Genomic DNA, 7,646 nt, shown 5'->3' on the forward strand with positions numbered 1-7,646 from the left:
ATGCAGCAGGGCGGCAAGACGCGGCCTTCCAACCCGGCCGCCGGCGCCCGCTTCGACCGCGACTACCGCATCTTCCTCGAAATGCACCGGCAGCGGCAGGCGCTCGATGCGATAGGGTAGGCTGGCATCGACCTATTTCTTTCGCAGCGACAAGCCCGTCGTCGCATCGAACAGATGGATGCTTTCCTCATCGAATGTGTAGCGCACCGCCGCGCGCAGCTCCGGGCATTCGCGGGCCGGAACCAGCGCGCTGATCTCCTTGCCGCCGGAGCCGAACGTCACCAGCGCGTCGTTGCCATGAAACTCGATGAGATCGGCCGTGCCTAGAAGCAGGTTCCCGCCCGCGTCGCCGTTCGCCGTCTTCAGGTCCGGGGGCCGGATGCCGAGCACCGCCCGATCGCCGTGTTGCAGATGAAAATCCGAGCCGCTGACGACCAGAACGGTTCCGGCGCCATTCAGGGTCCACCCGCTCCTTGCTCGGCCGACCGTCACCTCGACAAAATTCATGTTCGGCGTGCCGATGAAACCGGCCACGAACATGTTGCTCGGCCGGCGATAGATTTCCGCCGGCGATCCGATCTGCTCGATCACGCCGTCCTTGAGCAGCACGATGCGGTCGGCAAGCGTCATCGCTTCGAGCTGGTCATGGGTGACATAGACGGTCGTGGTCTTAAGCGACTGGTGCAGCCTGGCGATCTCGACGCGCATATGGTTGCGCAGCTTGGCGTCGAGGTTGGACAGCGGCTCGTCGAACAGGAACACTTTCGGCGTCTTGATCATGGCGCGTGCGATCGCCACGCGCTGCTGCTGGCCGCCGGAAAGCTCGGTCGGCTTGCGGCCGAGATAGGGCTCGAGCCCAAGCGTCTTCGAAACCGCCTCGACCCGCTTCTTGATCTGGGCTGCCGGCACCTTCTGCCGCCTCAGCCCGAAAGCGATGTTGTCGAAGATCGTCATATGCGGATAGAGCGCGTAGTTCTGGAACACCATGGCGATGCCGCGGTCGCCGGGTTCGAGGTCGTTCACCACCTTGCCGCCGATCGACACCTCGCCGCCGCTGATGTCCTCCAGCCCCGCGAGCATCCGGAGCAAGGTCGACTTGCCGCAGCCGGACGGGCCCAGGAACACGACGAACTCGTGTTCCTCAATCGCAAGGTTGAGGTCGCGGATGACGGTCGTGGCGCCATAGGCCTTGTCGACATGGGAGCAGGTGATCGCGGACATGGGTCAGCCCTTCTCGCCGGTGAGCAGGATTTGCAGCTTGACGTCTTGCGGGTTGCCCTGTGCCGCCCGCTCGAACGCCTTGATGCTGTCCATGAAATCGTAAGTGCCGGTGATCAGCGGCTTGAGGTCGACCTTGCCCGAGGCAATCAGCTGCAGCGCGCGATCGAAGATGTTGGCGTAGCGGAACACCGTCTCGATACGCACTTCCTTCGAGATCGCCGCCGGCACGTCGAGGCTTACCGGCTCGACCGGCAGTCCGACCAGCACCACCGCGCCGCCGGGCCGCACCAGATCGAACAGATTGGCGAAGGCCTTCGGGCTCCCGCTCGCCTCGAAGACGATGTCGGCGCCCCAATTATCGGTCACGGCCCGTACCGCATCGGCCAGCGGTTCCTCGCCGATATTGACCGGCACGATGCCGGGATACTGCGCGGCGATCTTAAGCTTGGGCGCGGAGAAGTCGGAGATAAGCACTTTCGAGCAGCCGCCGGCCAGGGCAGCCAGCGCGATCATGATGCCGATCGGGCCGCAGCCGACCACGACGGCGACGTCGCCGGGAACGATGCGTGCCCGCGCGGCCGCCTGCATGCCGATCGCGAAGGGCTCGACCATCGCGCCTTCGGCGAAGGAGACGTTGTCCGGCAGCTTGTAGGTGAAGGCGGCCGGATGAACGGCGTAGGGGGCCAGCACGCCATGCACGGGCGGCGTCGCCCAGAAGCGGACATCCGGATCGACATTGTAGATGCCGAGCTTCGTCGCGCGCGACGACAGGTTCGGCACGCCGGGCTCCATGCAGACGCGGTCGCCGATTTTCAGGCTCGCGACGTTGGCGCCGATTTCGACGATCGTGCCCGACGCCTCATGGCCGAGCACCATCGGCTGGCGCACGATATAGCTGCCGATCGCGCCATGCGTATAATAATGCACGTCGCTGCCGCAGACGCCGACCGTATGGATGGCGATCCTGACGTCGTCCGGACCCATATCGAGCGGCAGCGCGATCTCGCGCAGCGACAGTTCGCCTTTTTTCTCAAGTACCAGTGCCTGCATCGGCCAATCCTCGCATCAAGTCTTTTTTTGCCGGAAAACGGAATTCAGAAAGCCGCTCAGCACGCCGAGGAACAGCAGCGGCGGCAGCGACAGAAGCACGACCGAGGCGTTGAGGATGCCCCACGGCACATTCATGCCTTGCTGCGACAGCTCCGAGGCGACGATCGGCAGCGTCTTGGCGTTGGAGCTCGACAGCATCAGCGCGATCAGGAACTCGTTCCAGACCAGCACGAAGCTGAAGGCGATAGCGCCCGCGAGCGAGCGTGCTGCGACAGGAAGCGCAATCCGCCAGAACACGGAGTAGGCGCCGTAGCCGTCGACGAAGGCGGCTTCCTCGATCTCCTTCGGCACGCCCTGGAAGGCGGGAATCGCCAGCCACATGATCACCGAGATGGTGAGCAGCGAATAGGTGACGATGAGCGCCGGCAAGGTGTCGTAGAGACCGACCTGAAGCCAGATCACCATCAGCGGAATAGCCACCGCCACCGGCGGCAGGAAGCGCAGCGACAGCACGAAGAACTGGATGTCGCCAGCGAAGCGATTGGGATAGCGCGCCACCGCATAGGCCGCCGGCAGGCCGAGCGCGACGCCGATCAGGACGGCCGAGCCACAGGCGACGACCGAGTTGTAGAGCCCGGTCAGCACGCTGTCGCGGCCGAGGATGTAGGAGATGTTGGCAAGCGTCGGCGTGAACACCAGCCGCGGCACGCGGGTGATGATGTCGACATTGTTCTTCAGCGCATTGAGCGCCGTCCAGACAAGCGGGAACACCGCCAGGAAACCGGCCAGCGCCAGCATGGCCTTGGCGATCAGGCGGCCCAGTCTTATCGGATATGGCCTCATGCCTGCACCCGCTTCCACAGGAAGGTGAAGGTGATGACGGTCGCGATCATCATCAGAACCGCCATGGCCGAGGCATAGGAGACCTTGCCGGACTCGATGAAACCCTGGGAGAAGGCATACATGTCGAGCGTTTCGGTCGCCACGCCCGGCCCGCCGCGCGTCATCACATAGATGAGGTCGAAGGAGCGCAGCGACTCGATCATCTTGACGAACATCAGGCTGATCAGCGGCGCCTTGAGCATCGGCAAGGTGACATAGGCATGGATCTGCCAGCGCTTCGCATGGTCGAGCCGCGCCGCTTCGATCGGCTGCGGCGGCAAGGTCTCCAAGAGCTTCAGCACGATGACGGCGAAGAACAGACCCCACTGCCAGACATCGACCGAGGCGACGGCGAACAGCGCCGTCGAGGCCTTGGACAGCGGGTCGAAGATCAGCCCGCCGGTGATGAGCCGGTAGGGATAGGTGGCGATGCCGTAGAGCGGGTGATAGGCGAACTTCCAGACGAAGGCCGCAGAGACGCGCGGCAGCAGCACCGGAATGATGAACAGCAGGCAGTAGATGTTGCGCAGGCGCGGCGCGGCGACCTCGAACATGAGCACGCCGAGCCCGATCGCCACCGCCATCGTTGCCACGACGGTGACGACCTCCCATTTCACCGACACCCAGACGGCGTTGAGGAAGCGGCGGTCGAGGAAGAGATCGGCGAAGTTCGAGAACCAGACCCAGGAATAACCCGGCGCGCTCAATTCGCGGTTCTGCAGGGCAATGACGATGGCATAGAGCGTCGGCACCATAGACAGCACGAGCAGGATTGCGAGCGTCGGAACGAGAAAGGTGACGGGCAGGGAAGAGCGTCGGCGCATTGCCTATCCTCGGGAATATCGGAGCAATTCCAGGAAAAGTGTGACGCGGTTTTCCGTCAGGAATTGCGTTCAAACAAAATGATCGGATCGCTGGCGGGACCCGCGGCGCACGGGTCCCGGCATTCCGACGAATGCCGGCGACCGCGCGCCACGGGCGGGAGGATCACTTCTTCTTCACCAGCTCGTTGGCGTAGGTCTCGAGCTCGTTGAGGCCACCCTTGATGTCGGTGCGGGTGCCGGTGACCAGCTCCTCGAGGATGATGCCCCAGCGGTCGCCGAGATCGGGCCAGCGCGGATCCTGCCAGAAGTTCACCGCCGTGACCTTGCCGGTGTCGGCCAGCGCCTGTCCGAGATCGGCGCCGTAGATGTCAGCGAATTCCTTGCTGGAGAGGATGCTGGTGCGGTTGAGCTCGCCGAACTGGTGCGCGTCGAGTCTGCGCTTCTCGTTCTCCTTCGACGTCGCCCAGGCGATGAACAGGCCGGCGCACTTCTTCGACGCTTCGTCCGCATTGGCCTTGGTGCCGATGGCGAGCCCATGTCCGTAGCCGCCGCCGGGCAGCGGCGAGGGCGGCGGCAGGAAGCCGACCTTGCCGACCACCTGCGAGGTCTTCGGATCGACCGCCATGCCCGACAGCGGCGTCGATTCGACGAGGATGGCGACCTGGCCGGAGAGGAAGGCGCCCGTCGATTCATCCCAGCTGCCGGTCTGCGTGCCGGGCGCCGAGTCCTTGAACAGGTTGAGGTAGGTCTCCGTCGCCTTCACGGCCGCGTCCGAATTGAAAGCCGGCTTGTCACCGTCGAACCATTTGCCGCCATAGGCTTTGAAGAAAGGCATCCAGCGCCAGACATTGGCGCCCGAGCCGCGCGCGCCGCGCAGGGCGATGCCGTAAACGCCCTTGTCGGGATCGTTCAGTTTCGCCACGTCGGCGATCAGCTCGTCGAGAGTCTTCGGCGGCTGGACGCCGGCGGCCTCCAGCACATCCTTGCGGTAGACCATCAGGTCGCCGCCGCCGGTCAGCGGCGCGAACCAGACCTTGCCGTCATAGGTGGCGACCTTCTGGCGGCCCGGATCGAAGTCGGCGAAGTCGTACTCGGCCGGATAATAGTCCGTCAGCGGCGCGATCCAGCCGGACGAGGCGAACAGCGCGACATTGGCCTCGTCGACATAGTAGACGTTGTAAATGCCGACGGTGGAGGCGTCGGCGCGCGACTTCGCGCGGCGGTCGTTCTCGTTGAGGTAGTCGATCTGGAAGCCGGCGCCGGAGAGCTTCTGGAACTCGTCCTTCGAGTCCTCCAGAAGCGTCAGCCCGTCGCGCGGCTGCGCCAGCACCTTGACCGGTGCCGAGCAGACCGGCGCCTGCGCCAGTGCCGCGGTGGATACGGAAGCGGTAAGCACGAACGCTGCGCCGAGGCTGGCAGCGAGCCGATTTGATTTCATTGATTTTTCTCCTCCAGGAACATTCGCGGGAAGCGGAGGTCCTCGGGCTAAGCGACCCTCACCGTCGCCCGGGCGACCTGCCACCCGTCGCCAAAATGAGGAGTTGGACAGGGCGAGACTAGAAGCCCTGTTGCGGAAAACCTGTACTTTTATGCATTGTGCGGCGCAAAAAATGGCGCAGGCAGAGTCTGTCTGTCACACGAGTATCAGTGCGGTGAGAGGCGCTGGATCTTCGCGGATCACGTCCGCAGCGCCAGCCGCTGCCGCGACAGCTTGCGGTAGGATGACGGCGTCATCTTGTGCTTGCGCAGGAAGGCGCGGTTGAAGTTGGAGATGTTCATGTAGCCGACCTGGAAACAGATGTCGGTGATCGGGATATCGGTATCGGCGAGCAGTTTGCAGGCTTGCCAGAGTCTCAGCTTGGCGACGTGGTCGCTGAAGCTGTTGCCGGTATTCTTCTGGAAGAAGCGAGAGAACGTGCTTTCGCTCATTCCTGCGAGCGCGGCCACTTCTGGCAGCTTCAGGTCTTCGGCGAAGTGCTGGAAGAGATAGGTCAGCGTGCGCTGGATGATGTCCAGCGAGGCGGCGTCGAGCACCGGCGAGAAATCCGGCGACGACAGGAGCTCGTACTCATCGGTCTTGGCCAGCATATCGACCAGTTCGAGGAACAGGCGGAAGCGGGTGAGCCCTTGCACGGTGCCCATCCGCTCCATCAGCTCTGCCCCGTCGACCGCGGTGCGGCCATGGAAGACCATGCCGCGCAGCGAACGCTCCAGGAACGGCTCAAGCTCGCGCAGCTCCGGCAGCAGCCCCGCCGAGCTGCGCAGCCGCTCCGGGTCGAACTGCAGCACGATATCGCGGCCCTCGATCAACTCTCCCGGCTGCACCGCCGTCACCCAGTCATGCGGCAGGCCGCCGCCGACGATCGTCAGGTAGCCCGGCCCGAACTCGCCGATATGGTCGCCGACCAGCACGACGCCTGAGGATTTCCTGAGCAAATGGATCTCGTATTCTGGGTGAAAATTCCAGACGTTGCGCTCCCATGGATAGTCGTCGAGCCGCCACAGGAAGCTCTCGCTCGCTTCGGTGACGATATGCTCGAAGGCCGGCACCGTTCGCGGGATCGCGGCCGTGTTCTTTCTGCGTCTGAACGGCATCCATTCCTCCCGGCATCTCACGCCGGCTCTGTGTCTTCGGACATCCGTAGCAGCACCCTGCGGGCAAGTGAACGCAGCCGCCGTTCGGCCTTCCTGCTGGATCAACGACTGGCCGCTCCTCCTCCCTTGCCAATATGTCGCATTTCGTTCACAAGACGACGCAAACGGCGCCATTTTGCGCCGTTTGCGTGCGGCTTCCGGGCATGATCCCGACGCGCCGTGGTCTGAAGAGCGGAAAATGTCTGCGATCGAAGCCGGCGCTCGCGCGCCGGAAAATCTTTGGCGTCAGGAAATCAGGGCGACGCTGGCGCTTGCCTGGCCGATGGTGCTCACCAATCTCGGCCAGACCGCCATGACCGCGACCGACGTCATGATGATGGGCCGGCTGGGGCCTGACACATTGGCCGCCGGCGCGCTCGGCTCCAACCTCTATTTCATGCCGCTGATCTTCGGCCTCGGCCTGATGCTGGCGACCTCGCCGATGATGGCGACCGAGCTCGGCCGCCGCCGCCATTCGGTGCGCGATCTGCGCCGCACCGTGCGCCAGGGCCTGTGGCTGGCGATCCTGATCTCGATCCCGATCTGGCTGTTCCTCTGGGATGGCGAAGAGGTGCTTTTGGCCATGGGCCAGAAGCCGGAGCTCGCGCATCAGGCCGGCATCTACCTGCACTGGCTGCAATGGGCGGTGCTGCCTTTCTACGGCTATATCGTCCTGCGTTCCTTCATCTCGGCGCTGGAGCGGCCGGGCTGGGCGTTGATCATCGTGTTCGTGGCGGTTGCCTGCAACGCCTTCTTCAACTGGGTGTTCATGTTCGGCAATCTCGGCGTTCACGCGATGGGCATTGCCGGATCTGGTCTCGCCACCTCGCTATCGAGCACGCTGATGTTTGCCGGCTTGGCCGCCGTGGTGGCGCTTGAGAAAAAATTCCGCCGCTATCGCCTGTTCGGCCGCTTCTGGCGCTCCGACTGGCCGCGCTTCCGCGGCCTGCTGAGGCTCGGCCTGCCGATCGCCGGCATCCTCGCCTTCGAGGTGACGATCTTCAATGCGGCAGCACTGCTGATGGGCCTGATCGA

7 protein-coding genes are annotated in these 7,646 nt (G+C 64.0%); 1 reads left to right on the forward strand and 6 read right to left on the reverse strand.

Annotation, left to right across the window (positions count from 1 at the left end):
- Positions 1–132: 132 nt before the first annotated feature.
- The 6 genes from ugpC to EOA29_RS18765 form a co-directional block, all read right to left on the reverse strand.
- Positions 133–1,221, reverse strand: a complete 1,089-nt coding sequence (gene ugpC, locus EOA29_RS18740; protein WP_126090724.1) for a sn-glycerol-3-phosphate ABC transporter ATP-binding protein UgpC — start codon at positions 1,219–1,221, stop codon at positions 133–135.
- A gap of 3 nt (positions 1,222–1,224) precedes the next feature.
- Positions 1,225–2,271, reverse strand: a complete 1,047-nt coding sequence (locus EOA29_RS18745) for an NAD(P)-dependent alcohol dehydrogenase (RefSeq protein WP_126090723.1) — start codon at positions 2,269–2,271, stop codon at positions 1,225–1,227.
- 15 nt (positions 2,272–2,286) lie between these two features.
- Positions 2,287–3,114: a carbohydrate ABC transporter permease gene (locus tag EOA29_RS18750; protein WP_189350418.1), complete on the reverse strand. Its 828-nt coding sequence runs from the start codon at positions 3,112–3,114 to the stop codon at positions 2,287–2,289.
- The gene (locus EOA29_RS18755; protein ID WP_126090722.1) at positions 3,111–3,977 is read right to left on the reverse strand and encodes a sugar ABC transporter permease; all 867 of its coding nucleotides are present in this window, start codon (positions 3,975–3,977) and stop codon (positions 3,111–3,113) included. Before EOA29_RS18755 ends, EOA29_RS18750 begins: the two co-directional genes overlap by 4 nt.
- Before the next feature lie 163 nt (positions 3,978–4,140).
- Complete coding sequence (locus tag EOA29_RS18760) at positions 4,141–5,415, reverse strand: extracellular solute-binding protein (RefSeq protein ID WP_126090721.1); 1,275 nt, start codon at positions 5,413–5,415, stop codon at positions 4,141–4,143.
- 239 nt (positions 5,416–5,654) lie between these two features.
- Entirely contained in the window at positions 5,655–6,572 is a 918-nt protein-coding gene (locus EOA29_RS18765) for an AraC family transcriptional regulator (RefSeq protein ID WP_126090720.1), read from the reverse strand.
- A gap of 238 nt (positions 6,573–6,810) precedes the next feature.
- Here EOA29_RS18765 and EOA29_RS18770 point away from each other — a divergent pair.
- The coding region (locus tag EOA29_RS18770) for an MATE family efflux transporter (protein ID WP_145969702.1) at positions 6,811–7,646 on the forward strand (836 nt) is incomplete at its 3' end.

This window comes from Mesorhizobium sp. M1E.F.Ca.ET.063.01.1.1 (genome assembly GCF_003998155.1).
GTDB lineage: Bacteria > Pseudomonadota > Alphaproteobacteria > Rhizobiales > Rhizobiaceae > Mesorhizobium.